At 70.2% G+C, this 25,548-nt stretch carries 25 protein-coding genes; 15 read left to right on the top strand and 10 right to left on the bottom strand.

The genetic code is table 11. The features are described from left to right. Window positions 1–6: 6 nt before the first annotated feature. Window positions 7–4,236 (top strand): S8 family serine peptidase, encoded by a 4,230-nt coding sequence (locus tag OG456_RS49540; RefSeq protein WP_323136485.1) that lies wholly within the window; start codon window positions 7–9, stop codon window positions 4,234–4,236. 64 nt (window positions 4,237–4,300) lie between these two features. Here the strand turns inward: OG456_RS49540 and OG456_RS49535 are convergent, their stop codons facing one another. The 3 genes from OG456_RS49535 to OG456_RS49525 form a co-directional block, all read right to left on the bottom strand. Beyond that, complete coding sequence (locus OG456_RS49535) at window positions 4,301–5,719, bottom strand: MFS transporter (RefSeq protein ID WP_266571671.1); 1,419 nt, start codon at window positions 5,717–5,719, stop codon at window positions 4,301–4,303. Then, window positions 5,716–6,360, bottom strand: coding sequence for a TetR/AcrR family transcriptional regulator (locus OG456_RS49530; protein ID WP_266571669.1), 645 nt, complete (start codon window positions 6,358–6,360; stop codon window positions 5,716–5,718). Before OG456_RS49530 ends, OG456_RS49535 begins: the two co-directional genes overlap by 4 nt. 67 nt (window positions 6,361–6,427) lie before the next feature. Next, a complete protein-coding gene (locus OG456_RS49525; RefSeq protein WP_266571668.1) occupies window positions 6,428–7,426 on the bottom strand; it encodes a GlxA family transcriptional regulator in 999 nt (332 codons plus the stop codon). 188 nt (window positions 7,427–7,614) lie between these two features. Between OG456_RS49525 and OG456_RS49520 the strand changes: the two genes are divergently transcribed. Continuing rightward, the gene (locus OG456_RS49520; RefSeq protein WP_266571667.1) at window positions 7,615–8,199 is read left to right on the top strand and encodes an isochorismatase family protein; all 585 of its coding nucleotides are present in this window, start codon (window positions 7,615–7,617) and stop codon (window positions 8,197–8,199) included. 95 nt (window positions 8,200–8,294) lie between these two features. Here OG456_RS49520 and OG456_RS49515 read toward each other — a convergent pair whose 3' ends face one another. Then, a complete protein-coding gene (locus OG456_RS49515) occupies window positions 8,295–8,714 on the bottom strand; it encodes a DUF4345 domain-containing protein (protein ID WP_266571666.1) in 420 nt (139 codons plus the stop codon). An 89-nt stretch (window positions 8,715–8,803) separates the two neighbouring features. Here OG456_RS49515 and OG456_RS49510 point away from each other — a divergent pair, with 89 nt between their 5' ends. The 7 genes from OG456_RS49510 to OG456_RS49480 all read left to right on the top strand — a co-directional run bounded on the left by OG456_RS49510 (window position 8,804) and on the right by OG456_RS49480 (window position 13,479). Beyond that, window positions 8,804–9,415, top strand: coding sequence for a TetR/AcrR family transcriptional regulator (locus OG456_RS49510; protein ID WP_266571665.1), 612 nt, complete (start codon window positions 8,804–8,806; stop codon window positions 9,413–9,415). Window positions 9,416–9,510: 95 nt separating this feature from the next. After that, window positions 9,511–10,080: a hypothetical protein gene (locus OG456_RS49505; RefSeq protein WP_266571664.1), complete on the top strand. Its 570-nt coding sequence runs from the start codon at window positions 9,511–9,513 to the stop codon at window positions 10,078–10,080. 126 nt (window positions 10,081–10,206) lie between these two features. After that, window positions 10,207–11,262 (top strand): chitinase, encoded by a 1,056-nt coding sequence (locus tag OG456_RS49500; RefSeq protein WP_266571663.1) that lies wholly within the window; start codon window positions 10,207–10,209, stop codon window positions 11,260–11,262. 108 nt (window positions 11,263–11,370) lie between these two features. After that, entirely contained in the window at window positions 11,371–11,781 is a 411-nt protein-coding gene (locus OG456_RS49495) for a VOC family protein (RefSeq protein WP_266571662.1), read from the top strand. A 69-nt stretch (window positions 11,782–11,850) separates the two neighbouring features. Continuing rightward, the gene (locus OG456_RS49490; protein WP_266571661.1) at window positions 11,851–12,294 is read left to right on the top strand and encodes a helix-turn-helix transcriptional regulator; all 444 of its coding nucleotides are present in this window, start codon (window positions 11,851–11,853) and stop codon (window positions 12,292–12,294) included. A 5-nt stretch (window positions 12,295–12,299) separates the two neighbouring features. Continuing rightward, on the top strand, window positions 12,300–12,926 hold the full coding sequence (locus OG456_RS49485; RefSeq protein ID WP_266571660.1) for a glyoxalase: 627 nt from the start codon (window positions 12,300–12,302) through the stop codon (window positions 12,924–12,926). A gap of 58 nt (window positions 12,927–12,984) precedes the next feature. Beyond that, entirely contained in the window at window positions 12,985–13,479 is a 495-nt protein-coding gene (locus OG456_RS49480) for an iron chaperone (protein ID WP_266571659.1), read from the top strand. A gap of 177 nt (window positions 13,480–13,656) precedes the next feature. Here the strand turns inward: OG456_RS49480 and OG456_RS49475 are convergent, their stop codons facing one another. Continuing rightward, window positions 13,657–14,616 (bottom strand): nitronate monooxygenase family protein, encoded by a 960-nt coding sequence (locus OG456_RS49475; RefSeq protein ID WP_266571658.1) that lies wholly within the window; start codon window positions 14,614–14,616, stop codon window positions 13,657–13,659. Window positions 14,617–14,828: 212 nt separating this feature from the next. Between OG456_RS49475 and OG456_RS49470 the strand changes: the two genes are divergently transcribed. Beyond that, window positions 14,829–16,076, top strand: a complete 1,248-nt coding sequence (locus tag OG456_RS49470; RefSeq protein ID WP_266571657.1) for an MFS transporter — start codon at window positions 14,829–14,831, stop codon at window positions 16,074–16,076. Here the strand turns inward: OG456_RS49470 and OG456_RS49465 are convergent. Then, the gene (locus tag OG456_RS49465) at window positions 16,069–17,010 is read right to left on the bottom strand and encodes a LysR substrate-binding domain-containing protein (protein WP_266571656.1); all 942 of its coding nucleotides are present in this window, start codon (window positions 17,008–17,010) and stop codon (window positions 16,069–16,071) included. The two genes, OG456_RS49470 and OG456_RS49465, sit on opposite strands and share 8 nt — an antisense overlap. Before the next feature lie 144 nt (window positions 17,011–17,154). Here OG456_RS49465 and OG456_RS49460 point away from each other — a divergent pair, with 144 nt between their 5' ends. The 4 genes from OG456_RS49460 to OG456_RS49445 all read left to right on the top strand — a co-directional run bounded on the left by OG456_RS49460 (window position 17,155) and on the right by OG456_RS49445 (window position 19,894). Next, a complete protein-coding gene (locus OG456_RS49460) occupies window positions 17,155–18,165 on the top strand; it encodes an aldo/keto reductase (RefSeq protein WP_266571655.1) in 1,011 nt (336 codons plus the stop codon). A 34-nt stretch (window positions 18,166–18,199) separates the two neighbouring features. Further along, window positions 18,200–18,628 (top strand): SRPBCC family protein, encoded by a 429-nt coding sequence (locus OG456_RS49455; RefSeq protein ID WP_266571654.1) that lies wholly within the window; start codon window positions 18,200–18,202, stop codon window positions 18,626–18,628. A 143-nt stretch (window positions 18,629–18,771) separates the two neighbouring features. After that, a complete protein-coding gene (locus tag OG456_RS49450) occupies window positions 18,772–19,203 on the top strand; it encodes a hypothetical protein (protein ID WP_266571653.1) in 432 nt (143 codons plus the stop codon). Window positions 19,204–19,330: 127 nt separating this feature from the next. After that, window positions 19,331–19,894 carry a dihydrofolate reductase family protein gene (locus OG456_RS49445; RefSeq protein WP_266571652.1) on the top strand — a complete coding sequence of 188 codons (564 nt, stop codon included), beginning with the start codon at window positions 19,331–19,333 and terminating at the stop codon, window positions 19,892–19,894. A 72-nt stretch (window positions 19,895–19,966) separates the two neighbouring features. Here the strand turns inward: OG456_RS49445 and OG456_RS49440 are convergent, their stop codons facing one another. Then, on the bottom strand, window positions 19,967–20,743 hold the full coding sequence (locus OG456_RS49440) for a PP2C family serine/threonine-protein phosphatase (protein WP_266571651.1): 777 nt from the start codon (window positions 20,741–20,743) through the stop codon (window positions 19,967–19,969). Between the two features lie 170 nt (window positions 20,744–20,913). Between OG456_RS49440 and OG456_RS49435 the strand changes: the two genes are divergently transcribed. Next, complete coding sequence (locus tag OG456_RS49435; RefSeq protein ID WP_266571650.1) at window positions 20,914–22,281, top strand: phosphoribosyltransferase family protein; 1,368 nt, start codon at window positions 20,914–20,916, stop codon at window positions 22,279–22,281. A gap of 79 nt (window positions 22,282–22,360) precedes the next feature. Here the strand turns inward: OG456_RS49435 and OG456_RS49430 are convergent, their stop codons facing one another. From OG456_RS49430 to OG456_RS49420, 3 genes are all read right to left on the bottom strand, one after another. After that, window positions 22,361–22,948 carry a TerD family protein gene (locus tag OG456_RS49430; protein ID WP_116501250.1) on the bottom strand — a complete coding sequence of 196 codons (588 nt, stop codon included), beginning with the start codon at window positions 22,946–22,948 and terminating at the stop codon, window positions 22,361–22,363. Between the two features lie 175 nt (window positions 22,949–23,123). Beyond that, on the bottom strand, window positions 23,124–24,338 hold the full coding sequence (locus OG456_RS49425; protein ID WP_266571649.1) for an acyl-CoA dehydrogenase family protein: 1,215 nt from the start codon (window positions 24,336–24,338) through the stop codon (window positions 23,124–23,126). 6 nt (window positions 24,339–24,344) lie between these two features. Continuing rightward, window positions 24,345–25,379 carry a phosphotransferase family protein gene (locus OG456_RS49420; protein WP_266571648.1) on the bottom strand — a complete coding sequence of 345 codons (1,035 nt, stop codon included), beginning with the start codon at window positions 25,377–25,379 and terminating at the stop codon, window positions 24,345–24,347. Between the last annotated feature and the right edge of the window lie 169 nt (window positions 25,380–25,548).

The raw sequence follows: 25,548 nt of genomic DNA, 5'->3' as shown, positions 1-25,548 counted from the left end.
TCTGGCATGACCCCTCGAAGAACATTCACCGCCGGGCTCACGGCCGCCGTCGTCGGCGGCCTGCTGTCCGCGGTGCCCCAGTCCGCCACAGCGGACCCACACCAGGACCCCGAGCAGCGTGTCATCGTCACGCTGGCCGGGGCCGCCGCCGCGACGGGAAAGGGCCGGCTGCGGTCCGCCGACGCCAAGGAGATCGGCGCCGACCGCGCCTCCCTCGCCGCACGGCAGAAGACGTTCCTCGGTGACGCGAAGGACGCCGGGCTGCGCACCGGCTCCCCGCGCCGCCTGAACCTGCTGCTCAACGCGGTAGCAGTGACTGTGAAGGCCTCCGAGGTCTCCGAGCTGAAGCAACTGCCCGAGGTGGCCTCCGTCGTCCCCGACACCAAGATGCACATCCTCACCGATGACAGCGTGCCGCTGATCAACGCGCCGCAGGTCTGGCAGCGCAAGGACCCGGCGGGCAACGGCGCCGACGGCAAGGGCGTCACCGTCGCCATCCTCGACAGCGGCGTCGACTACAGCCACCCGGACCTGGGCGGCGCCCTCGGCAAGGGCCACAAGGTCGTCGGCGGCTACGACTTCGTCAACGGCGACGCCGACCCGACGGACGACAACGGCCACGGCACCCACGTCGCCGGCATCATCGCGGGCAAGGCCGCCGAGAAGGGCGGCGTCACCGGTGTGGCCCCGGGCGCCAACCTCCTTGCGTACAAGGTCATGGACGATGCGGGCGAGGGTTACACCTCCGACATCGTCGCCGGTATCGAGGCCGCGATCGACCCGGCCAATCCGCACCGCGCCGATGTCATCAACATGAGCCTCGGCGGCTACGGAGACGGCCGCGATCCGCTCGGCCTGGCCGCAACCGCCGCCACCAAGGCCGGAGTTGTCGTGGTCGCCTCGGCCGGCAACGAGGGCCCGGGAAGCGGCACCGTCGGCACCCCGGCCGCAGCCGACGGCGTCGTCGCCGTCGGGGCCTCCGTCAGCGGCCTGCGCATACCGGGCGCCACCTACAAGGGCGGCAAGAAGATCCAGACGTACCGCGGCGTGATCTCCGCGAACCCGCCCGCGGCCCCCGTCACGACGGAGGTCGTCGACCTCGGCCAGGGCACCGCGGAGGACTGGGAGCGGGCCGGAGACGTCAAGGGCAAGGCCGTCCGCATCGACATGCTGGTCGCGGACACCCAGGAGCATCTGTCCGCCTGGGAGATCGAGATGGCTCGCGAGGCGGAGCGCCATGGGGTGCTCGCCGTCATCGGAGGGAAGAGCTCGGGCGGCGGTCCGGCGCTCGCCGGGCAGCCGCAGGACGCGGGCCGGCTGGACACCGCGGGTCAGCCGCCGGCGAAGGCGGACGGCACCGTGCCGCTCGCGCCGGCGACCTCGGTCATGGAGTCCGGCGACTCGATGCGCATGGACTCCATGGTCATGCTGGGCGTCGACTCGACCCAGTACGCCGAGCTCGGCCGCCGCCTGGCGGACGGCAAGGTCGAGGTGACGATCAGTGGCACGGACGTCACGGACAAGATCGCCTCGTTCTCCTCGCGGGGCCCCGACCTGAACTGGGACCTCAAGCCGGACCTGGTCGCCCCGGGTTACGACATCCGCTCGACCGTCCCCAAGTCCCTTTACGCGCCGGGCTATTACCGCATGTCGGGTACGTCGATGGCCGGACCGCACGTCGCCGGGTCCGCTGCCCTGCTGCGCCAGCTCCACCCCGCTGAGACCCCGGCAAAAGTCACCTCCGAACTCGTGGGCAGTGCGAGGCAGTTGAAGGACTACGGGGCGACGACCAAGGGTTCCGGCCGGCTCGACGTCGCCGCGGCCGCGGACCGGGCGGACACCGCCGTCACCACCACCCCGGCCACCCTCTCGTACGGGCTCGCCGACCTGGCGCGGCACACGGTGGGCGGCAGCAAGAAGCTCACCGTCAACAACTCCGGAACCCGGACCCGCTCCGTCCGCCTGAAGGTGAGCGGCGAGGCCCGGGTCAGCCCGAGCAACCTGCGTATCCCGGCGGGTGGCAGCGCCACCGCGACCGTCACCCTCAGCGCCGACCGCCCCGCGGGCGAGGCCGAGATCAGCGGCACGGTCACGGTCACGCCGGAGGGCGGCGCGGCCCTGCGCGTCCCGTATCTCCTGGTCGTACGGCAGCTGTTCGTGCAGGCTGGGCCCGACCCGAGCGACGGCGGGTCCACCGCGGTCGTCTTCACGCCGGCCCCGCTGGCGAAGCCGCCGGTCCTCACCGTGACCCCGCCGCACGGCAGGCGTTACTCGGTCACCACCAGACTCCGCTCCGGGTACGTCTACCAGGCGGAGATCACCGGCCGCGGCACCGGCGCCCATCTGGTCTCGGTGACCGGTCGGACCACCGACGGCAAGACCCTGACGAGCAACCGCGACGGCTTCGAGGTGACCCCCGAGGACAGCCGCGACTCCCGCTGGCAGCCGGTCGGACCCAACTCGGAGAGCGGCGACATCAGCACCGCGCAGAGCGACCCCGGGGCCGCCGTCCTCACCCAGTACAACAAGGCCGGCCCCTGGTCGACCGAGGACAAGGGCGCGACCTGGGAGCAGCACACCAGGCTGCCGCTCGGCAATGTGTCGGGCCAGGCCTTCACCGTCATTGACCCGACGAACGCCAAGCGCTGGTGGTACGCCGCGAACAGCGCCTCCGGCATCCCCCGCACCGGCTCGATCCTGCGCACGGAGGACGCCGGCCGCAGCTGGAAGACCCTGAACACCCCCGACACCCCCATCTACGACTTCCTCGCCGACGAGGCGACGAAGACCCTCGTCGCCCGCACCGCCACCGATCTGCTGATCAGCAGGAACGGTGGCGACACCTGGGCGTCCGAGCCGATAGGCCTTCCCGCCGACCACGTCTACGACCTGGCGATCGGCGGCGACAGCCTCTACCTCTCGGCGGGCACGTCGCTCTGGAAGCGCGACGGCCTCTCCACCGGCACGCTCGGCGCGGCCGTCAAGGTCCACGACTCGGTGGACGGCGGCGTCTCCGTCAATGTGGTCGCGGACAGCCAGGTCGTGGCGATCTACGAGATCGGCTCGGGCATTGTCGGTTCCTTCGACGGCGGCAGGACCTGGGCGCCGCTGGACGATCACGGATACGGCGCTTCCGGGATGACCCTCACCGGCGGTGACCTGTACGTCAGCTATGGCGGTGACACCCGGGTCGGCCGCAACCACGGCCGCGCCTGGAGCACCATTCCCGGCGTCAACCGTGCCTCGACCGTCTCCGACTTCGACCGCTGGGCCGATGGCTCGCTGACCGTCTCGGCGGACGCGGCCGGCGTGTACCGGGGCACGGCGGACGGCAAGGACTACCGGCGTCTGGGCGTCCAGGGCGGCACCGTCAACTCCCTGGCGGTGAGCGGCGACCAGCTGCTCGCGGCCGGCTGGCAGGGCACCCACCGCTCCCGGCTCCCGGTCTCCGGGGCCGAGTGGGGCACCACCGGTGGCGAGGGCAGGATAGGCGTCGAGACCCGGCTGCTGCAGACCTCTCCCAAGGACTCACGGATCGTCTGGCGGGTGCAGTACAACGCCTGGGGCGGCTTCCGCCTGGAGCGCAGCGGCGACTCGGGCGTCACCTGGAAGAAGAAGGGCGAGAGCGACGGCATGGTGTACGCGATGGCCGTGCACCCCGCCGACCCCGACCGTGTGTATGTCTCGTACGGCAACCTGCTGGGCGTGGGCCTGTTCTCCACCGAGGACGGGGGAGCCAACTGGAAGAACCTGCTCAACGACCGGACGTACTTCACCGCGGTCGCGGGTGACCCGAAGAATCCGGACCGGCTGTGGCTCGGCGCCCCCGACGGCCTGTACCGCTCGGACAACGGTGGCGACGACATCACGAAGGTCGCCGACGGCCGCGTCGACACCATCGAGTTCACCGGCTCGCGCATGCTGACCGGCGGCGACGCCATCAAGGTGTCGACGGACGGCGGAAAGACCTTCCGCACCGGCGACACCGGCAAGCTGCCGCTCCGGGTCAAGGACGTGTTGCAGGTGGGCAGCACGCTGTACGCGGCGACCAGCAGCTACTGGGAGTCGGCCCTGCCGCGCGGCGGGCGTGGTGTCCTGCGCTCCACGGACGGTGGCCGGAGCTGGCAGAACATCTCCACCGGCCTGCAGAACCTCAACGTGACCAGCCTCGCGGCCAACGGCGGCCGGCTGTACGTGGGTACGGTCCAGGGAGGTGTGCACCGCCTCAAGCTCTGACCCTCTCCCGAATACGTGCCGCACGTGGCCCTGGGGTGGGGTCGCGTGCGGTGCCTCGTGGTGGTCACGGTCGTTCGCCGGCCTCCGCAACAGCCCTTCCTTGTGGCGCCGGTTGACGCGGCGGGACGTTCCTGGCCGGGTGCCGAGGCAGCAGGCGGGCGGGAATCAGGCCGAGGAGAGCGAGGACCGCCAGGGGCAGCAGGCCGAGGCTCATCGTGGAAGCGGAGCCGGCGGTTGCGCCCGTCGCGCCGGCAGCGACGGCGATGCCGAGCGACGGGCCTATGTTCATAGCCGTCTGCTTGAGTCCTCCCACGACTCCGGCGCAGCCCGGCGGCGCATCGCCGACGACCGTCCCGGTGGCGGTGACCATCACGGTCGCGAACCCGGCACCGAGTGCGGCGAAGGCGACTGTCATGGACGGCCACGGGCTGGTCGGACCGAGCCGGGACAACTGCGCGATGCCGACCACGACGAGAGCCGTGCCCGCGCAGGCGGTGTGCCGTGGGCCGTACCGGCGCAGTGCTGCACCGGCAACCGGTGCGCCCAGGACCATCAGCGCCGTCAGCGGAAGGACGCGCAGACCCGTGGCGACCGGGGCGAGGTGAAGGGAGTCCTGAAGGTAGAACGTTGCCTTGAACAGGGCGCCGAACAGGCCCGCGCTGATGACCAGGAGGAGCGCCATGGCCGCGGTCACAGGGACGGACCGGGCCACGGCACGCGGCACGATCGGGTGTCCGGCGCGACGCTCGTGCAGGACCAGAGTCGTCAACAAGGCCAGGCCGCCCGTGAGTTCGAGCAGGGTTGACCCAGCGGTCCATCCGCGCCCCGGCACCTCGGTCAGGGCGTGGACCAGGACCGCGAGGGCTGCCGTGAGCATGGCCGTACCGGTGAGGTCCAACCGTTCGGAGCCGGTGCGTTCAGGGACCGGCGTACGGACGGCGAGGGTGAGTACGGCGATCACCAGCGCGACGGGCGCGTTGACCCAGAACACCGCACGCCATCCGAGATGTTGCACCAGAATCCCGCCGATGACCGGACCGATCCCGGCAGCCACCGCGATCGCGCTCGTGCGAAGGGCGATGGGCGTGCCGAGCCGGTCCGGCGGGTACGCCAGCCGCAGCAGCGCGAGTGTCGCGGGCTGGAGGAGCGCGCCGAAGACGCCTTGAACAGCGCGCAGCGCGATCACCCATCCGACGGTGGGCGCGAGCGCGATTCCGGTCGACGCGGCCCCGAATCCGAGTACTCCTACGAAGAGCAGCCGCGCGTGTCCGTACCGGTCGCCCAGGCGGCCGGCGACGACGAGAAGAGTGGCGACGGCGATCAAGTAGCTGGTGCTCGTCCATTGGACCTGGGCCACACTCGCGTCGAGATCACGCCGGAGGCTGGGCTGCGCCACCAGCAGGATGGTCCCGTCCAGTGCCACGATCATCGCCCCGGACACGGAGGCGAGGAGGGCGAAGGGCCGCCGTGCGGCAGTGCTCACGCCGTCACCGGACCGAGGTGAGCGTCCAGGACCGCTGTGACGAGCCGGTCGCGTTCCTCATCGCCCGGCGGGGGAGTGGCGAGGGCCAGCTGCAGGCTTCCCCAGGTCCACAGTTGGGCGATGCCGTGCAGCCCGGACCACAGGGCGGCGGCGGTCACCGCGGGCGATACGGCCGACCGGCCGGGCGGGCCGGTCCGGTGCGAGGCGCCCGGATCCTCCCCGCACCGGCCGACCAGCGTGGCCATCCGTTCGAACAGGGGAAGTGTGGAGGTGCGCAACTGAGGCCGGTCGTCGTGCTGTTGCGCACCGTCGAGCAGGTCGTGGCGGAACATCAGCTCGAACATGCCGCGGCACTCCAGCGCGTACCCGACGTAGGTCTTGGCAAGCCGCTCCAGTTGGGCGCGTGGTGGCGCCTCGGGGTCGACGGCGCTCTCGAAGCGGGCCGCGAGGTCCTCGAAGCCCCGCCGCGCGACGGCCGAGAGCAGGGCGTGGTGCGTGGCGAAGTACCGGCGTGGGGCCCCGTGCGACACCCCGGCCCGCCGGGCGATCTCCCGCAGCCCCACGGACGCGGAGCCTTCGGTGAGGACCAGGTCCACACCGACGTCGATCAGCCGCTCGCGCAGAGAGTTCTCATCAGGCATAGACACTGTCTACCAGCGATTCGTAGACAGTGTCTATATGCGAGGGGAGGGAGGCGGGTCTCGGGCGTCAACGGATCTGGGGCACCCGGAATCTGCGGCGGTACTCCGTCGGTGTCGTGTTCAGGCGTCGTCGGAACGCCCGCACCAGGGTGTCCGCCGTGCCGAACCCGCAGCTGGACGCGATGCGTTCGAGGGTGGCGTCGGAGGATTCGAGGTCGTGGCGCGCCTTCTCGACCCGGACGGATTCGATGTAGGCGTGAGGAGTCATGCCCAGTTCGGTCTTGAAGAGCCGGGTGAGGTGCCGGTCGCTGACATGCGCGTACTCGGCCAGGTCCACGACGGTCAGCGGCCGGCTGATGTTGCGCATGATGTGGTGGCGCAGATCCTCGATGCGCCGCGTCGTGGAGAGCTGTTCCAGGGGAACGCTGAACTGGCTCTGTCCGCTCGGCCGTTTGAGATACATGACGAGCTGCCGTGCGACACGCAGGGCGATGGCCTCACCCAGGTCATCGGCGATCAGCGCGAGGGACAGATCGAGACAGGCGCTGATCCCGGCGCCGGTCCAGACGTTGCCTTCGCGGATGAAGATCGGATCGGCGTCGACCTTCACCGCCGGGTGGTCCGCGGCCAGTTGGGGCGCGGTCGACCAATGCGTGGTCGCCCGCTTGCCGTCGAGGAGGCCGGCCGCGGCGAGGAGGTGTGCTCCGACGCATACGGACGTGACCCGGTGCGTCCGGTCGGCGAGGGTCTTCACCCAGCTGACCAGGTCGGGGTCGACGAGGGCGCGTACGCGGCGCTCGCTGTCGACCTCCACCGAGCCGGGCACGATGAGGGTGTCGATGCTTCCCTCGGCGGCCTCCCGGAAGGTGATGTCAGGGAGGATGCGGACTCCGGCGGAGGTGGTGACCGGGTCCATGCTCTCGGCGGCGAGCGCGACGTGATAGCCCGCCGCGTCCTCGGTCTCGCGCCGGGCCAGGGAGAACACTTCCGGTGGCCCGGTGACGTCGAGCAGGTCGACGCCTTCGAAGAGGACGATGACGATGAGTCGTCTGGCGATGTCCTGCATGAGTCCCCCCGGTTGGCGATTGGCCACTGGCGGTCGGCAGTTGGCGATCAGTGATGCGTGAGCGGCATGTCGGTATCTGCATGTTAGACGTCATTGTCGACACGCCTGCTGGGTCATAGCGTTCCAGTCGCAGCCCACCGCATCGCTCGGGCTGCCCACCTCACGCGAAGACCGAAGGCGGTACACCCATGTCCAGAACCACGCTGCGCGAGCTCAACGGCTTCGACGACACGCCCGCGAAGCTGGCCGACTCGACGCTGATCCTGATCGACTTCCAGAACACCTACACCCAGGGCGTGATGGAACTCGACGGGTGGGAGGCCTCGCTCGACGCCGCCGCGCAGCTGCTGGCACGGGCTCGCCAGGAGGGCACGAAGGTCGTGCACGTCATCAACGACGGCGGCGAGGGCACCCCGTACGACATCCGTGCCGAGATCGGTCGGATCCACCCCCGAGTCGCACCGGTCGAGGGTGAGGCCGTCGTCGTCAAGCAGGTCCCCAACGCGTTCGTCGACACCGACCTGGGCACGCACGTCCCGGACGGACAGGACGTCATCCTCGCCGGCTGGATGACGCACATGTGCGTGACGTTCACCGCGCAGGGCGCGTTCCTGCGCGGCAACCGTCCCACGGTCGTCGCCGATGCCACCGCCACCCGCTCGCTGCCGGTGGCCGGTACCGACCTCGACGCCTGCCAGGTGCACTACAGCGCCCTCGCCACCATCGCCGACCTGTACGGCGTCGTCGTACCGACCCAGAAGGAGATCGTCTGATGAGGCAGCTGCGTTCTGATTGTTGACTTGCTACGGCTGGGACCGGCCTTGATCGGTGAACGCCGGTCCCAGCCCGGCAGTCGGACGGTCAGTGGTCACAGCGCCCCGACGCGGTCCCCGTCCGCGGCCGTCTCCCTCGTCCTCCGCTCGTCCGCGGTCGACAGCCAGAAGAAGAGCGGGGGAAGGGCGAGTTCGAGGGCGCTGAGCGGCACTTGGAACCAGTGCGGCCAGCCGTGGACGGCGACGGACAGCACGCGCCCGATGCCTCCGAGCAGGAAGATGCCGGCGAGCCACCGCACTGCTGTGGAGGGGATCGGCGACTGGCGCGCGGCCCAGATCCACGCGAGCCCGAATCCGAAGAAGATCGCGTTGTAGAACCGCTCCCGGCTGTCGACCGTCGCTCCCGTCGAGCCCTCGCCGGGTACGGAGGCGATGCCGAGGACGAGGTGGTAGAGGCCGATCGCCGCGCAGGTGATGCCCATCGCCATCGCGAGCCACTTGAGAAGTCTGGCCATGAGGGAACCGCCTCCACTCACTAGTAGACCCATGTCTACTAGCGTGACGCTAGAACTGCTAGTAGACATGTGTCAAGTAAGGTGGGCGCATGACCGCGCGCCGAAGACTCGATCCCGCCGAGCGCCGCAGTGAACTGCTCGACGTCGGAGCGCGACTGTTCGCGGCGAAGCCGTACGACGAGGTGTTCATGGAGGACGTCGCCGAACGGGCGGGCGTCTCGCGCGCGTTGCTCTACCGCTACTTCCCTAGCAAGCACGCCCTGTTCGCCGCGGTCTACCAACAGGCCGCGGACCGACTGCTGGCCGCGACCAGGCTCGACCAGTCGGCGCCCCTCATGGAGCAGCTCTCGGCAGGGCTCGATGCGCACTTCGACTACTTCGCCGCCAACCGGCACACCGTGCTCGCCGCGAACCGGGTGCTCGCCGGCGACCCGGTCATCCAGGCGATCATCACGGGCGAACTGGCCGAGCTGCGGCGGCGGTTGCTGGAGGCGACGGTGCTCGGCGACGGGCCGACGCACCTCGTGTCGGCCGCGCTCACGAGCTGGCTGGTCTTCGTCCGCGTGCTCTGCGTGGACTGGCTGACCAATGAGTCGTTCACCCGCGCCGAACTGCACGGGATGTGCGTCGGTGCGCTGAAGGGGGCGTTGGGCGCTGTGCTCGATCTCGATGCGCTGACCGGAGTGGAGGGGAGCCGGTGACCTGGCACGGACCGCACGGTGTGGTCGGCCGTTGCGTACGATTCGGCGCGTCGAGGTAGGCGGATCCGAGTGTCGAAGTACGCGGGGGAGGCCCAATGGACGGTGGGCACCGGCACGCCGACAGGGGCGCCATGCTGGCCCAATTCGCGGCCCGCATCCTCGTGGTGTGCCCCCGTTGCTCCGGGCGCGCCGTGGTCGTACCTCGGCCCGGAGGGCCCGAACTCCGTTACTCCGTAGACCTGTTGTTCCTGCCCAGGCGGCTGGCCTGCGCGCACTGCGGGGCCACGGCCGAGTGGGAGCCGGAGCGGCGCGGCGGCGCCCGTATCGGCGCGACGCTCGGCGGTCCGGCCGAGCCGTTCTTCGACCGGCCGTTGTGGTTGCAGACGCGCTGCGCGGGCCGGCTGCTGTGGGCGTACGGCATCGAGCATGTGGACGCGCTCGCGGCGTACATCGGCGCGCGTCTGAGGGAGCGGGGGAGTCCGTCGTCGTCCCTGGCGATGATCCCGAGGCTGCCCGACTGGATGACCTCGGCCGCCAATCGCGGTGAGGTCGTCGCGGGGCTCGCCGCCCTGCGTGCGCAGGCCCAGCGCTCGGCGCCGGAGGACCGGCCCGGCACCGCCGACGGGAGCGCGGCCCGGCCGCAGCGGCGACGCGCGACGTACTAGCCCGGATCGCCACTCGACCCCAACTCCCCATTGGTCCATACCCATTGACGAAAGGTCTGGACCTCTCTACCGTGCGTCGTGCTCACGCCAACCCCCACTCGCCCGGCGATCCTGCGGAGGCCCCCCATGTCCCGTCGCAGCCGTACGTCCCGTCTCCTCGGCGCCGCCCTCGCGGCGGCCGCGTCCCTCTCCACCGTCCTCGTCGCGGCGCCCGTCGCCCCCGCAGCGGACACCTGCGCGACCAAACCGCGACCGGCCGGCAAGGTCCTTCAGGGCTACTGGGAGAACTGGGACGGTGCGTCCAACGGCGTGCACCCGCCGTTCGGCTGGACCCCCATCACCAACCCCGAGATGGCACAGCACGGCTACAACGTCATCAACGCGGCCTTCCCGGTGATCCGTTCCGACGGCACCGCGCTGTGGGAGGACGGCATGGACACGAACGTGAAGGTCGCGACCCCCGCCGAGATCTGTCAGGCCAAGGACTCGGGCCAGACCGTCCTGATGTCCATCGGCGGCGCGGCAGCGGGCATCGACCTCAACTCGGCCACCGTCGCGGACCACTTCGTCGAGACGATCGTCCCGATCCTGAAGAAGTACAACTTCGACGGCATCGACATCGACATCGAGACGGGCCTCACCGGCAGCGGCAACATCAGCCAACTCTCCACGTCCCAAGCCAACTTGATTCGCATCATCGACGGCATCCTTGCCCAGATGCCCGCCGGGTTCGGCCTGACGATGGCCCCCGAGACGGCGTACGTCACCGGCGGCAGCGTCACGTACGGTTCGATCTGGGGCGCGTACCTCCCCGTCATCAAGAAGTACGCCGACAACGGCCGCCTGTGGTGGCTCAACATGCAGTACTACAACGGCAGCATGTACGGCTGCTCAGGCGACTCCTACGAGGCCGGCACCGTCCAGGGCTTCACCGCCCAGACCGACTGCCTGAACAAGGGCCTCGTGGTCCAGGGCACCACCATCAAAGTCCCTTACGACAAGCAGGTACCCGGCCTGCCCGCCCAGTCCGGCGCGGGCGGAGGCTATATGTCGCCGAGCCTGGTTTCGCAGGCATGGAACACGTACGGCGACGGCCTCAAGGGGCTGATGACCTGGTCGATCAACTGGGACGGGTCGAAGGGGTGGACGTTCGGGGACAACGTGAAGGGCCTGGAACAGTAGCCGCACCGAGTCGCGGGCACGCCCCCTTCACTCCACTGGGGTGAGATCCGGCCCGGCCGGTCAGGATTGGAGAAGCGCGGTCCGCCGGGCCGCTACTAACGTGGTGCCATGGACATCACCATTCACACCACCTCGCTCCCGCACGATGATCCGGACGCTTCCCTGGCCTTCTATCGCGACGTCCTCGGTTTCGAGGTCCGCAGTGACGTGGGCCAGGGGAAGATGCGCTGGATCACGGTCGGCCCCGTCGGCCAGCCCGGCACGTCCATCCTCCTCGCGCCGCCGGCTGCGGACCCCAGCATCAGCGAGGACGAGCGCCGCACCATCGCCGAGATGATGGCCAAGGGCACCTACGGCTGGATCCTGCTGGCCACCCGGGACCTGGACGGCACGTTCGAGAAGGTGCAGGCAGCCGACGTGGACGTCGTCCAGGAGCCGACCGAGCAGCCGTACGGCGTCCGCGACTGCGCCTTCCGCGACCCCGCGGGCAACATGGTCCGCATCCAGGAGCTTCGCTGAGCCCTGCCGCGCCAGGTGGCCCCGGGGCCCCCTGGCGCGCGCGGATACCCATGAAGGTAGGTGTGTCGTATGTGCCATCCCGCCTGGGGGCGCGCGCTCGCCCAGGATCAGCGGCTGAAGGACCTGGTGCGACTGCGTCGTGTCCGTGACCGGATCGACCGGGCGTACGCGCAGCCGCTGAACATGGAGGCGCTCGCCCGCGGCGTGAACTGGCCGGCCGGGCATCTCAGCCGGCAGTTCCGTCTCGCGTACGGCCAGTCGCCGTACGCTTTTTTGATGACGCGTCGTGTCGAGCGGGCGAAGGCGTTGTTGTGCGGTGGTGACCTCACGGTCACCGAGGTCGGCTTCCTGGTCGGATACGCGTCGTACGGCGTCTTCCGTGCCCGCTTCACCGAGCTGGCCGGCATGACGCCCGGCGCATACCGGTGCGGGGTGGCGGCAGCCACGACAAGGACGCCGCCGATACCGGTCAGGAATGGAGAAGCATTCCTCACCGAGCCAGAACTAGCGTGATGTCCATGACCTCCATCGAGACCATCACCCTCGAGGTGGCCGACCCCACGGCCGCCCAGCGCTTCTACACCGCCGCGTTCGGCCTGGACACTCAGGTCGGACTGAGCGCCTCTCAGGCGCCGACGACCGGCTTCCGCGGTTTCTCGCTGTCGCTCACGGTGTCCCAGCCGGCCGACGTCAAGGCACTCATCGGCACGGCCCTCGACGCCGGCGCCACGCCTCTCAAGCCCGTCACGAAGTCCCTGTGGGGATACGGCGGCGTCGTACGGGCACCGGACGGGACGATCTGGAAGGTCGCCACGTCCGCGCGGAAGGACAAAGGTCCGGAGACCCGGCAGATCGACAGCATCGTGCTCCTGCTGGGCGTGGCGGACGTCGCCGCGAGCAGGCAGTTCTACGTCGACCGCGGTCTCACCGTGGCGAAGAGCTTCGGCCGCAAGTACGTCGAGTTCGCCACATCGTCGAGCCCGGTCAAGCTGGCTCTCTACGGGCGCCGCGCGCTGGCCAAGGATGTCGGCGTCCCTGTCGACGGGAGCGGATCGCACCGGCTCGTACTCGGCGGTGACGCCGGGACCTTCACCGACCCGGACGACTTCGCCTGGCAGGCCGCCACGGTCGCCTCCGCGGCCTGACCCGAAGCCACCCCCGTCCCGTTCGCCCCGCCCCTGCGCTGCCCGAGAGGAACCTGCCATGATGAACACGCAGAGGACCACGAAGAGCGCGAAGAGCACCACCGGTACCGTCACGGCCGACAAGACGTACGACGGGTTCACCGAGGAGGAGCGAGGCGCGATGAAGGAGCGCGCCAAGGAGCTCAAGGCATCCCCTCGACGCGGATCGCGCACGGCCAAGGCGGACGGCGACAGCGAGGTGCGCGCCAAGATCGCCGAGATGCCGGACGCGGACCGAGCCATCGCCGAGCGCATCCACGACATCGTCAGGACCAGCGCCCCGGACCTGGCCCCGAAGCTCTGGTACGGCATGCCCGCGTACGCCAGGGACGGCAAGGTCGTCTGCTTCTTCCAGAGCGCACAGAAGTTCAAGACGAGGTACGCCACGCTCGGCTTCAGCGATCTGGCGAAGCTCGACGACGGCACCATGTGGCCGTCCGCGTACGCCCTGACCGAGTTGAACGCCGACGACGAGACGCGGATGGCCGAGCTCGTCAAGCGGGCGGTCAGCTGAGACCGACCCACCTCAAGGGCGGCGCCCGCCCGATGCCCTTCATCTCGGCATCCCTCAATCTCCGTACACTGCACGGGAGTTGATGCCTTGGAGGCCGCTCCTGCCGTCGCCCAGAGTATCTGGTTGAGGGGCGAGATGCGCGCCCCACGAGCCCTACCCACGTGGGCAGTTGGTAGTTCATGGGCGGCCCGCGCGGGTCAGTGCTTCCTCCGTCTGAGCGGCCAGGGTGGGGACGAGGTCGGTGGCGGATGGGAGGTCGGTGATGAGGTCGACGGCTTCGCCGGCCCAGACCGGCAGCGGGGGCACCGCGCCGCGTGCCACGTCGTCCTGGTAGTTCTGACGGGCCTGGGGGTCGGCGGCGAGTTCCGTCTCGCGGCCGCGCCAGCGGTCGAGGTACCGGTGGCCGAGGGTCCGGGCGGAGTACTTCGCCGGCCATCGGGAGCCGCGGGCAATGTCCAGTACCGTGCTGCGCTCGGTGTCCCTGCCGCGTCCTTCGAGGATCGCCTTGGTGATCGAGGGGGCGACCAGGGCCTCCGTGGTGGCCTGGAAGCGGGTGCCGATGAGCGCCCCCGCAGCGCCCAGCACGAGTGCGGCCGCCACGCCACGGCCGTCGGCGATCCCGCCGGCTGCCAGTACGGGCACGGCGTCCACGAGATCCACGACCGCCGGCACGAACGGCAAGGTGGAGCGCCCGTTCCGGGCTCCGTGCCCACCGCTCTCGGTTCCCTGGGCCACGATCACGTCGGCGCCCAGGTCCACGGCCTGCTCGGCCTCCTCCAGATCCGTGACCTGAAGGATCAACAGCGCCCCCGCTCGGCGGACACGCTCCGCGTAGGGGCTCGGGTCGCCGAACGACAGCATCACGGCCCTCGGTCCGTACTCCAGAGCCCGCTCCACCACGGCGACGTCGATTCCCCAGGTCAGGAATCCGACGCCCCACGGACTGCCGGTGCCCGCGACGATCGGCACCTCGCGCGCCAGCCACTCCGGGTCCCCGAACGCGCCGCCCAGCAAGCCGAGACCGCCGCCGCGCGAGACGGCGGCGGCCAGCGCGCCGCCGGCCGATCCGCCCATCGGCGCCAGCGCGATCGGGTACCGCACGCCGAACATCTCAGTGAACGCCGTCGACAATGCCATGGCCAAATCATCGCTCCCCGCCCAGCTTCTTCCGAGCCTCAGGCCCGCGCGATTCCCGGTTCGCCGCTGGGAGGTCCATGCGGCCCGAGTGCCCGCACAACGACTGGTTGTGTTCTCATGGCGGGTCGGTTGTTTGATCTCGTCGTCTGCTCCTCGCTTTGATGTCGGTGGTCAGCGTGTGGTTGTTCGGGGCGGCGAGAGGTGCGGTGGGCGTGAAGGGCAGGCGGGCGCTGGGTCGGCGGTTCGGGTGGTTGTGGGCGGCGTTCGCGGTCAGCTCGTACGGCACGGGGTTCGGGTTCGGCGCATTCCCCTTGATCGCGATCCTCGTGCTGCACTCCGGGCCGACGCAGGTGGCGGCGCTGGCTGCCGCGGGGCGGGCCGTGGGGGCCGTGGTCGCGGTGCCGCTCGGGCCGTGGATGGAGTTCAGGCGTAAGCGGCCCGTCATGATCGCGATGGACCTGATCCGGTTCGCGGCGCTGACGAGCGTCCCCGCCGCGTTCGCGTTCGGCGGGCTCGGCTTCGCCCAGCTCCTCGCCGTCTCCGTCGTCGTCGCCGCGGCCGACATCGCCTTCAAGGCGGCCGGCGGCGCGTATCTGAAGTCGCTCGTGCCGCCGGAGGACCTGCTCGTCGCGAACGGCCGGTTCGAGTCCACGACGTGGACCTCGATCGTGGTCGGGCCGCCGCTCGGCGGGGCCGCGATCGGGATGTTCGGCCCCGTGACGACGGTGATCGCCGACGCGGTGAGCTACCTGCTCTCGGCGCTCGGCATCCGTGCCATCGGAGGGACGGAAGCGCGCCCCGCGCGGGCCGCCGCACCACGGATGCGCGCCGGTGATCTGCTCGAAGGGTGGCGCTACATCCTCAGCCACCGCACGCTGCGCCCGCTGTTCCTCAACTCGATCGTCGTCAACGGCCTCATCATGGCCTCCGAGCCGCTGATCGCCGTGCTCATGTTGAGCCGGCTCGGCTTCGCACCCTGGCAGTACGGTCTCGCGTTCGCGGCCCCCTGCATCGGTGGACTCATCGGCTCACGCATGGCGCACCCGCTCGTGGCACGGTTCGGACAGCGCAAAGTGATGCTCACCGTTGGAGCCCTGCGTGCGTGCTGGCCGATCGGACTGGCGTTCGTCCAGCCCGGAGTTCCCGGGATCGTGCTCGTCATCGCCGTCCAGCTCGGCCTGGTGACCTGCTGCGGTCTGTTCAACCCGGTGCTCGCCACCTACCGGCTCGAACACAGCGACCCCGACCGGGTCGCCCGCACACTGTCCGCGTGGTCGGTGAGCAGCAGCCTGTCCATCGCGGCCCTGACCGCGGTGTGGGGTGTGATCGCCGCCGTCACGGGCCCTCGCACCGCGATCGCGATCGCCGGAGTCGTCCTCCTGGTCACCCCGCTGCTGCTCCCGCGCCGCGAGAAGGCGACCCGGAACGCAGGGGAGCAGGCCGCCGCCGGCATCACCTGACAGGCTCGTCCGTGACGTCCGTGACGTCCGTGACATCCGTGACGTCCTCGGTCCTCAGCACGGTCGCGCGGAACGACGTGACGACCGGGCGCAGATCGATCTGGTGCCAGGCGGCCCAGAGGCGTACGGACCTTTGGAACCAGGGGAGTTCATGGACCGTGACCCCTGGGGTGTCGCCCCGCAGCATGCTCTCCTGGACCAGCGCCATGCCGAGGCCGGATGCGGCCAGGCCGAGCGCGGTCAGGGGTTCGGGGGCTTCGAGCCGGATGTCAGGGGTGAACCCGGCCGCCGAGCAGGCGGCGACGAAGTCGTCGCGCCAGGCCGGCTGTTGGCTGTTCTCGATGGCGATCCACGGCTGACCGTCGAGGTCTTCGGGCAGGATCTCCGCCCTCCCGGCAAGCGGGTGGCTGCTCGGCATGGTCAGGAGCAGGGGGTCTTCCAGGAGGAGGGCGCTGCGCAGGTCGGGGTCCGCCTCGGGGGGTGCTTCGGGCACGAGGGCGATGTCCAGGCTGCGCTGGCGCAGGCCCTCGAACTGCTGGGCCGCGGTCAGGTCGTAGAGGGCGACGTGGATGCCGGGCCGCTCGTCGTGCAGGGCGCGCAGGGCCTGCGGCAGGATCCCGGTGTGCATGGCATCGCCGACGTATCCCACGCACAGGCCGCCTTCCTCGCCGCGGCCGAGGCGCCGGCCGAGGTTCTCGAGCCGGTCCGCATGCCGCAGGAGGGCCGTGGCCTCGGTGAGGAAGACGCGGCCGTCGGAGGTGAGGCGCAGGCGCTGCTGGCTGCGCTCGAACAGGGTCAGGCCCAGGTTCTTCTCCAGCTGGGCGATCTGCCGGCTCAGCGGCGACTGGGAGATGTGCAGGCGATCGGCGGCCCGGCCGACGTGTTCCTCCTCGGCCACGGCCACGAAATAGCGAAGTTGTCGCAGGTCAAGCATGTAAGACCTCTAGGGACTCAAGTGTGTCCAAGCAAGTCTTGGACAGTCTGACCCATCGATCCTAACCTCGACAGAGCAAGAGCCGCGGAGCAGGAGAAATCATCCTGAGCTTCGCATCACGTGACAGACAGAAAGATTCCACTCATGGGTATCAAGTCCCTCCTGCCGGGATCCCTCGGTTTCGGTACCGCCCCGCTCGGCAACATGTTCCGCAGCATCCCGGACGAGGAGGCCACCGCCACCGTCGAGGCCGCCTGGGACCAGGGCATCCGCTACTTCGACACCGCACCCTTTTACGGTGCGGGCCTGTCCGAGCTGCGCCTCGGCGAAGTGCTGGCCGACCGGCCGCGTGACGAGTACGTACTCAGCACCAAGGTCGGCCGCGTCATCCTGGACGAGCTGGAGGACCCCGCCGACCGCGACCTGGGCGAGAAGGGCGGTCTCTTCGAGCACGGCCGCGCGAACAAGATGGTCGACCTCTACACCGCGGACGCCACCCTGCGCTCCATCGAGGACAGCCTCAAGCGCCTGCAGACGGACCGGCTCGACATCGTCTGGGTGCACGACGTCGCCCAGGACTTCCACGGTGACGACTGGCTCGCCGTCTACGAGACGGCGCGCACCGGCGCCTTCCGCGTCCTGCAGAACCTCCGCGACGAGGGCGTCATCAAGGCCTGGGGTCTCGGCGTCAACCGCGTGGAGCCGATCGAGCTCACCCTTGACCTGGACGAGCCCAAGCCCGACGCGTTCCTCCTGGCCGGCCGCTACACCCTGCTCGACCACAACCGGTCCCTGCAGCGCCTGCTGCCCGCCGCCACCGCGCAGGACGTCGACATGGTCGTCGGCGGTCCCTACAGCTCCGGCATCCTCGCCGGCGGTCAGCGCTTCGAGTACCAGAAGGCGCCGGCGGACGTCATCGCCAAGGTCGAGAGGATCAAGGCACTCGCCGCCGGGCACGGTGTCAGCATCAAGGCCGCCGCCCTGCAGTTCGCCCTGGCGCACCCGGCCACGGCCGCCGTCGTCCCCGGCGCCACCCGGCCCAGCCGCATCGCCGAAGACGTCGCCGCCCTCAAGGAGAACGTCCCGGCCGCCTTCTGGACCGCGCTCCGCGACGAACAGCTCATCGCCGCCGACGCACCCACGCCCACTGCCTGACCACCGGCTTCACGGCACGCGAAAGGAACAGCACATGGCCACCACCGCCACCGCCACCATCGACCTCCCCCGGTCCGCCGACGACGTCTGGCAGCTCATCGGCGGCTTCGACTCCCTGCCCGACTGGCTCCCGTACATCCCCGAGAGTGAGCTGAGCGAGGGCGGCCGCGTACGCCGCCTGACCAATCAGGACGGCGGCGTCATCGTCGAACGCCTCAAGGCCTTCGACCACGACCAGCGCACCTACTCCTACGCCATCGAGCAGGCACCGTTCCCCGTCACCGGCTACCTCTCCACGCTGACGGTGCGCGACATACCCGGCGCGCCCGGAACGTCGCGGGTGGAATGGACGGGCTCGTTCACACCCGTCGGCGTCAGCGAGGCCCACGCCGAGGAGCTCTTCCACGGCATCTACGCGGACGGCCTCGCGGCACTGCTCAAGACCCTCAACTCCTCAGCCTGACGCCGGTGTTGGACCGGTGAGGCGATGCGTCGGGTGCCGACTTGTGACGCTGTCGGCACCCCGGTTGCTCTACGGTCGGGGACTGATGGGTTCGTGGTGTGGAGCAGTCAGGGACTGCAGGCCTTTCCCGGGAGCGGAGACAGGTGAAGGACGACGAAGTACGTGCGCGCTTCGACGGCCGTGGCCGCGTCGATCTGATCCCCGAACGTGCCACAGCCGCGAGGCTGGGCCGGATCGAAGAGATCGCGCACGCCCTCGGCTACCAGCGGCACGCCATCGAGAACCTCGGCCGCGTGGGCACCAGGCTCGTCTACGGACGCGACGACGGCCCCCAGGCGCGCCGCCGCGCCGAGCTGACCATCGCCCGACTGCGTGAGGGCGGCCCACTGCTGCCGGCGATCGAGCCGCCTCCGCCCCCGCCGCCATCTGTGCCGCCCCCGGCCCCCGCGCAGGCCCCGCCCCGGCAGCGCAGTCGTCCTCTCGCGGCGCCCCCGCCACCTCCACCGCTGTTCCCGCCTCGACCATCCCAACCACCGGGCCCACCGTCCGCGCCCTCCAACGCTCCTACCTCGTAAGGGCGTCGCCCGCTGTCGCGACGCTCAACCCGGAAGTCCCCGGCAGTCCCGTCAGGTGCCGATGATTTTCCCGGGCGGGATCGGTCATGAAAGGTGGACCAGCCACCCGTTCGGAAGGAGGCGCGGCATGCGCACTCTGGCGATCACCTTGAACATCACCGTCGACGGCTGCGTCGAGATGCTCACCGATTGGTTCGAACCGCAGGCCCAGGGCAACGCGGACATGGCCGATGTACTGGAGGAGAGTCGTCGCCAGGACAGCCGGTCGGACGCGCTGCTCCTGGGCCGGCGCACCTTCGAGGACTTCCGCGGCTACTGGCCCGGGCTGACCGACGACACCACAGGCATCTCCGACTACCTCGACCAGGTGCGGAAGTACGTGGTGTCCAGTTCGATCGAGGACCCGCGGTGGGAGAACTCGACCGTGCTGTCCGGCGACCCGGTCAAGGAGGTCACCACGCTGAAGGCGCTGGAGGGCGGCAAGGACATCGTGCTCACCGGCAGCATCACCTTGGCCCACACGCTGATCGAGGCGGGCCTCGTCGACGAGTACCGCCTCTTCGTGTACCCGGTCGTCCAGGGCCGTGGCAGGCGACTCTTCCCCGATGGTTACGAGGTCCCCCGGTTGCGCCTCGTGGACTCGAAGGCGTTCCGGAGCGGGATCGTGCTGCTGCGCTACGTCCCGGCCTGAGGGCGGGGAAGGGCCTACCGGCTGGGAGCCGGCCGGCCGGTCGGTCGTTGACGGGGCTCGGTCGTTGACGGGTCAGCCGGCGACGCTGACCAGCGCGATCGTGACGTTGTCGGGACCGCCTGCGCTCATGGCCGCTTTCCACAGCTCGAAGACGGCCCGGCCCCCGTCGTGCGCCCGAAGGATGTCGTCGATCTCGTTGTCGAGTACGGGGTCGGTCAGGCCGTCGCTGCACACCAGCATGCGTGTACCCGGGGTGAGCGGTGACGTGCTGACGTGCGGCGTGATCGCGCTGAACGTCGGTGCTCCACCGAGCGCCTGCGTGACGATCGAAGTGGTGCGCCGGCCCCGTGGGAGGGCCGGGCTGTCGTCCACGCTCAGCTGGTGCAGCGTGTCGTCCGAGGCGGCCCGGCCGCCGTCGCCGTTACCGGCCGGGCCCACCTCGATCACCCTGCTGTCGCCGACGTTGAACACGAGCAGTTCCTGTTCGAGGATCACGACACCCGCGACGGTCGTCCCCATCGTGGACAGCTCCGGGGCGCGATCGGCCGCCGCGTACACGGCGTGATTGCACATCCCCAGCGCGTCACGCACCGCTTCCTCGCCGTCCAGCGCAGGCCCGAACAGGCCGAGCCGACGGACGACGAGGCTGCTGGCAACCTCACCGGCGGGCTGCCCGCCGATGCCGTCGGCGACAGCGACCACGAGTGGACGCCCGAGCGGGAACGCCATCGTCTGCGGATTCTCCGTCACCGTTCCGCACAGCGTCCACGGGCCGACGACCAGGCTGTCCTCGTTGTGCTCGCGCCTGAGTCCGGGGTGGCTCAGCGCAGTGACCGATATGTACGGCATAGCCGGTGCCGCCTCTCCGCGAAGGAGCGCATCATCCGCACCACCATTGTCGCGCCGAAGAGCGGCTCGCGTCCCGAGTTGCGCGGCGCCGCGAACTGGGTTAGCCCGGAGGTAAGGGCAGACGCCATGCCTGCCGTCACCTGCGAGAGGCTCCGAGAGGGGCGAGCGCTGTGCGGTTCACGGATCGTACTGATGCCGGGCGGCGGCTTGCCGCAGCGGTGCAGCATCTGCGTGATGAGGAGCCGGTCGTCCTCGGGCTGCCCCGTGGCGGTGTTCCGGTGGCCTTCGAGGTGGCGCGTGCGCTGGGCGCCCCGCTCGATGTGATCGTGGTCCGCAAACTCGGCGTCCCGTACCAGCCGGAACTGGCCTTCGGCGCGATCGGCGAGGGCGGCGTGCGGGTCCTCAACGACGACGTCGTGCGCCACTGCGGGATCGGCCCGGACCGCGTCGCGGCCGTCGAGCGCACGGAGCGACAGGAGCTGGAGCGACGGGCACGGCGGTACCGCGGCGGGCGGCCTGCGCCCACCGGCGAGCACGGAACGGTGGTGGGTGGTGAGGCTCCCACGGTGATCGGTGAGGCCCGTACGGTGATCGTGGTGGACGACGGGATCGCGACCGGCGCCACGGCGGCGGCCGCATGCCAGGTCGTACGGGCCCAGGGCGCTGCCCGCGTGGTCCTTGCCGTGCCGGTGGCGCCGCCCGACGCGATGCGCCGACTGAGCGCGGTGGCCGACGACGTGGTGTGCCTCTCCGTACCGCCCCTGTTCGGTTCCGTCGGTGAGTGGTACAGCGACTTCTCGCAGACCACGGACGAGGAAGTGGCCGCGTGTCTGGCGCGGGCCGTGGCGGATCCCGCACGTGTCCGGCCCGCGCCGGTCACGACCGACGTCGAGGTGGAGGCCGCCGGAGTCCGGCTCGCCGGAGACCTCGCACGGCCGGAAGGTGCCGCGGGCCTGGTGATGTTCGCCCACGGCTCCGGCAGCAGCCGGCACAGTCCACGCAATCGGGCGGTGGCGGAGGCGTTGCAGGAAGCGGGCCTCGGCACGCTGCTGTTCGACCTGCTCACGCCCGCCGAGGAGGCCGACCGGAACAACGTCTTCGACATCGGCACGCTCGCCGGCAGGCTGGCGGGAGCCACCCGTTGGCTGCGCGACCGCGAGTCGGCGCCGATCGGATACTTCGGTGCCAGCACCGGGGCCGCGGCGGCGCTCCGGGCGGCCGCCGACGACCCGGACATCGGCGCCGTGGTGTCCCGTGGCGGACGGCCCGACCTCGCCGGGCCGCGCCTCGACGACGTACGAGCGCCGACCCTGCTCATCGTCGGCGGGGCCGACGTGATGGTGCTCGACCTCAACCGTGCCGCCCAGGCTCAACTCCGTTGCGAGAACAGGCTGGAGATCGTGCCAGGAGCCACGCACCTCTTCGAGGAACCCGGAGCGCTCGACCGGGTCGCCGACCTCGCGAGGCAGTGGTTCACCACGCACCTGACGGCAGGCAGCGACCCTCCGACGTCGGCGCGCCGGGTGCCACATCACTGAGCGGTCCCTCATCGGAGGACAGAGAAGCGGAGCCGGGCACGTACACGACGCGCCCGGCTTCCTACTTGTTGATCCCCGTCTACCGGTTGCTCACGGCGAAACGCATCAGCGCCCGCTCGTCACCCTGCTTGATCTTCCCGGTCTCGTTCAGCACCTCGAGCTTCCAACTGCCGTCGACCCGGATCGCCTTGGCGACACGGCAGCCGTTGTCGTTGGTGAGCAGGCTCGGCCAGATGTCGGCGACCTGCTGAGAGGTGCCACCGGTCGCGTCGTACACCTTGAAGCTGATGTTCCGCGCCTTCTGGAAGGAGCTCGACTTCTTGTACGCGGCGGCCACGAACACGATCGACGTGATGTTCGTCGGGATGCGGCCGAACTCGACGGTCACGGTCTCGTCGTCCCCGTCACCGCGCCCCGTCTGGTTGTCGCCGCTGTGCACCAAGGAGCCGTTGCCCAGCGGGTCCAGGGAGTCGAGGCCTGCCAGCCGTACCGGGTCGGCGCCCTGCAGCGCGATGGCGATGAGGTCGAGGTCCGTGCCGACGTTGCGGCGGAGCTTGCCCATCAGCCCGCCGCTGCTGCCGGCGGTGGGGTCCCAGGACACCCCGATCGACAGGTGGGTCACACCGTCGAGATCGGCCGGTCCGTCTTCCTTGGTGAGCGTGATCATGTGAATTCCTCGTGATGGTGGAGTGCAATGCATGAAGTCTGCCGATATCACTCGTCGCTTGATACACCAGGTCCGAAATTGGCGGCGGCAAGGGCACTTCAACAGACGCGGCCCCCGCCCGACCGGGCAGGGGCCACATCGCGATTCCGGCGCCTGTGGGCCGGATCTCCACGTGTCAGAGGTACTTCTTCAGCTCGCGCCGGGCCAGCGAGCGCTGGTGGACCTCGTCGGGGCCGTCCGCGAGACGCAGGGTGCGCGCGGCGGCCCAGAGTTCGGCGAGCGGGAAGTCCTGGCTGACGCCGCCCGCTCCGTGCAGCTGCACGGCCTGGTCGATGATGTCGACGACCGTGCGCGGGGTGGCGATCTTGATGGACTGGATCTCCGTGTGGGCGCCCTTGTTGCCGACGGTGTCCATCAGCCAGGCCGTCTTGAGGACGAGCAGGCGCAGCTGCTCCACCGCGACCCGCGCGTCCGCGATCCATTCCTGTACGACGCCCTGCTGGGCCAGCGGCTTGCCGAACGCGCTACGCGCCACGGCCCGCTTGCACATCAGCTCGATGGCCCGCTCGGCCATGCCGATCAGCCGCATGCAGTGGTGGATACGGCCCGGGCCGAGCCGCGCCTGGGCGATGGCGAAGCCGCCGCCCTCCTCGCCGATCAGGTTGCTCGCCGGGACGCGGACGCGGTCGAAGACGACCTCGGCGTGACCGCCGTGGTAATGGTCCTCGTAGCCGTACACCTGCATGGCGCGCCGGATCTCGAGGCCGGGGGTGTCGCGGGGGACGAGCACCATGGACTGCTGGCGGCGGATGTCCGAGCCCTCGGGGTCCGTCTTGCCCATCACGATGAAGATCTTGCAGTCCGGGTTCATCGCCCCGGAGATGTACCACTTGCGGCCGGTGATGACGTACTCGTCGCCGTCGCGCTCGATGAGCGTGGTGATGTTCGTGGCGTCGGAGGAGGCCACCTCGGGCTCGGTCATCGCGAACGCGGAGCGGATCTCACCGGCGAGCAGCGGCTCGAGCCACTGCTTCTTCTGGTGCTCGTCGCCGAACTGGGAGAGCACCTCCATGTTGCCGGTGTCGGGGGCCGCGCAGTTGAGGGCCGTGGGCGCCAACTGCGGGCTGCGGCCGGTGATCTCGGCCAGCGGCGCGTACTGGAGGTTGGTCAGCCCGGCGCCGTACTGCGCGTCGGGCATGAACAGGTTCCACAGGCCCTGCCGCCTGGCCTCGGCCTTCAGCTCCTCGACGACGGGCGGGGTGTCCCACGGGGAGGGGAGCTGCGCGCGCTGCTCGTCCGCGACGGCCTCGGCCGGGTGCACGTGCTCGTCCATGAAGGCGAGGAGTTTCGCCCGCAGTTCCTCCGTGCGCGCGTCGAATGCGAAGTCCATTGCGGGTCAGCCTTTCTGAAGGGTCGTCAGGCCGTGGTCGATGAAGACGGGCACGAGCTCACCGATACGGTCGAAGCCGGCGCCGACGGTCTGGCCGAGGGTGTAGCGGTAGTGGATGCCTTCAAGGATCACGGCGAGCTTGAACCACGCGAAGGCCGTGTACCAGGAGACGGCGGACACGTCACGCCCCGAGCGCGCGGCGTACCGCTCGATGATCTCGGCCGGGTCGGGGTGCCCGGCGGCCGCGGCGGTCGTGGAGACGGGGGAGTCGGGCACTTCCAGCTTCGCGCTGTACATCACCAGCAGGCCCAGGTCGGTGAGCGGGTCACCGAGCGTGGACATCTCCCAGTCGAGGACGGCCTTGATCCGGTCGACGCCGTCGGCGTCCTCGTTGATCAGGACGTTGTCGAGGCGGTAGTCGCCGTGCACGACCGTGGGGGCGGGCGAGGTCGGCAGCGCGCGGCCGAGCGCCGCGTGCAGCTCGTCGACGCCGGCCAGCTCGCGGTTCCTGGACGCGTCGAGCTGCTTGCCCCAGCGCCGCAGCTGCCGGTCGAGGAACCCCTCGGGCCGCCCGAAGTCCGCGAGGCCCACCTCGGCGGGGTCCACGGCGTGCAGGTCGACGAGGGTGTCCACGAGGCTCAGCACGGCGGCGCGGGTGCGTTCCGGGCCCAGCTGCGCGAGCTGGTCGGCCGTGCGGTACGGCGTGCCCGCCACGTACTCCATCACGTAGAACGGCGCGCCGAGCACGCTGTCGTCCTCGCACATGAGCAGGGCCCCGGGCACCGGCACGGACGTCGGGTTCAGGGCGCTGATCACCCGGTACTCGCGCTTCATGTCGTGCGCGGTGGCAAGCACATGACCCAGCGGCGGACGCCGGACCACCCAGGTCGACGAGCCGTCGCCGACGATGTAGGTCAGGTTCGACCGGCCGCCCTCGACGACCCGCCCGGACAGCGGACCGGCCACGAGCCCCGGGCGCTCCCGGTCGAGGTGGCCGCGCAACTGGTCGAGATCGAGACCTGGAGGGTGGCCGGCACTCATCTTTGCTCCTACGGGACGTCTGAACTGGACGGACTCATCATCCTGACTAGTCGGTATGTCGTCCAGTGGGCGCCGCCAAAGTGATCGGGGTCTCAGCCTTCAGCCCGTGCGGGCGGAGACAGCTCCGGGCTGCGGCACGAACGTGCACCGCAGCCCGGACGGCAATGGA

The sequence above is a fragment of the Streptomyces sp. NBC_01446 genome (assembly GCF_026340095.1).
Taxonomy (GTDB): Bacteria; Actinomycetota; Actinomycetes; order Streptomycetales; family Streptomycetaceae; genus Streptomyces; species Streptomyces aureus.
The sequence above is the reverse complement of the archived record's forward strand: the minus strand, read 5'-3'. Positions and strand labels throughout refer to the sequence as shown.

Coding starts and splice junctions, on each gene's coding strand:
- OG456_RS49495 (WP_266571662.1), top strand. CDS start 11,371: ATGGACATCACCATTCACACCACCTCGCTCCCGCACGATGATCCGGAC.
- OG456_RS49475 (WP_266571658.1), bottom strand. CDS start 14,616: ATGGCATTGTCGACGGCGTTCACTGAGATGTTCGGCGTGCGGTACCCG.
- OG456_RS49465 (WP_266571656.1), bottom strand. CDS start 17,010: ATGCTTGACCTGCGACAACTTCGCTATTTCGTGGCCGTGGCCGAGGAG.
- OG456_RS49480 (WP_266571659.1), top strand. CDS start 12,985: ATGATGAACACGCAGAGGACCACGAAGAGCGCGAAGAGCACCACCGGT.
- OG456_RS49525 (WP_266571668.1), bottom strand. CDS start 7,426: ATGCAGGACATCGCCAGACGACTCATCGTCATCGTCCTCTTCGAAGGC.
- OG456_RS49530 (WP_266571669.1), bottom strand. CDS start 6,360: ATGCCTGATGAGAACTCTCTGCGCGAGCGGCTGATCGACGTCGGTGTG.
- OG456_RS49455 (WP_266571654.1), top strand. CDS start 18,200: ATGGCCACCACCGCCACCGCCACCATCGACCTCCCCCGGTCCGCCGAC.
- OG456_RS49425 (WP_266571649.1), bottom strand. CDS start 24,338: ATGGACTTCGCATTCGACGCGCGCACGGAGGAACTGCGGGCGAAACTC.
- OG456_RS49460 (WP_266571655.1), top strand. CDS start 17,155: ATGGGTATCAAGTCCCTCCTGCCGGGATCCCTCGGTTTCGGTACCGCC.
- OG456_RS49520 (WP_266571667.1), top strand. CDS start 7,615: ATGTCCAGAACCACGCTGCGCGAGCTCAACGGCTTCGACGACACGCCC.
- OG456_RS49505 (WP_266571664.1), top strand. CDS start 9,511: ATGGACGGTGGGCACCGGCACGCCGACAGGGGCGCCATGCTGGCCCAA.
- OG456_RS49485 (WP_266571660.1), top strand. CDS start 12,300: ATGACCTCCATCGAGACCATCACCCTCGAGGTGGCCGACCCCACGGCC.
- OG456_RS49510 (WP_266571665.1), top strand. CDS start 8,804: ATGACCGCGCGCCGAAGACTCGATCCCGCCGAGCGCCGCAGTGAACTG.
- OG456_RS49430 (WP_116501250.1), bottom strand. CDS start 22,948: ATGATCACGCTCACCAAGGAAGACGGACCGGCCGATCTCGACGGTGTG.
- OG456_RS49440 (WP_266571651.1), bottom strand. CDS start 20,743: ATGCCGTACATATCGGTCACTGCGCTGAGCCACCCCGGACTCAGGCGC.
- OG456_RS49445 (WP_266571652.1), top strand. CDS start 19,331: ATGCGCACTCTGGCGATCACCTTGAACATCACCGTCGACGGCTGCGTC.
- OG456_RS49420 (WP_266571648.1), bottom strand. CDS start 25,379: ATGAGTGCCGGCCACCCTCCAGGTCTCGATCTCGACCAGTTGCGCGGC.
- OG456_RS49500 (WP_266571663.1), top strand. CDS start 10,207: ATGTCCCGTCGCAGCCGTACGTCCCGTCTCCTCGGCGCCGCCCTCGCG.
- OG456_RS49515 (WP_266571666.1), bottom strand. CDS start 8,714: ATGGCCAGACTTCTCAAGTGGCTCGCGATGGCGATGGGCATCACCTGC.
- OG456_RS49540 (WP_323136485.1), top strand. CDS start 7: ATGACCCCTCGAAGAACATTCACCGCCGGGCTCACGGCCGCCGTCGTC.
- OG456_RS49490 (WP_266571661.1), top strand. CDS start 11,851: ATGTGCCATCCCGCCTGGGGGCGCGCGCTCGCCCAGGATCAGCGGCTG.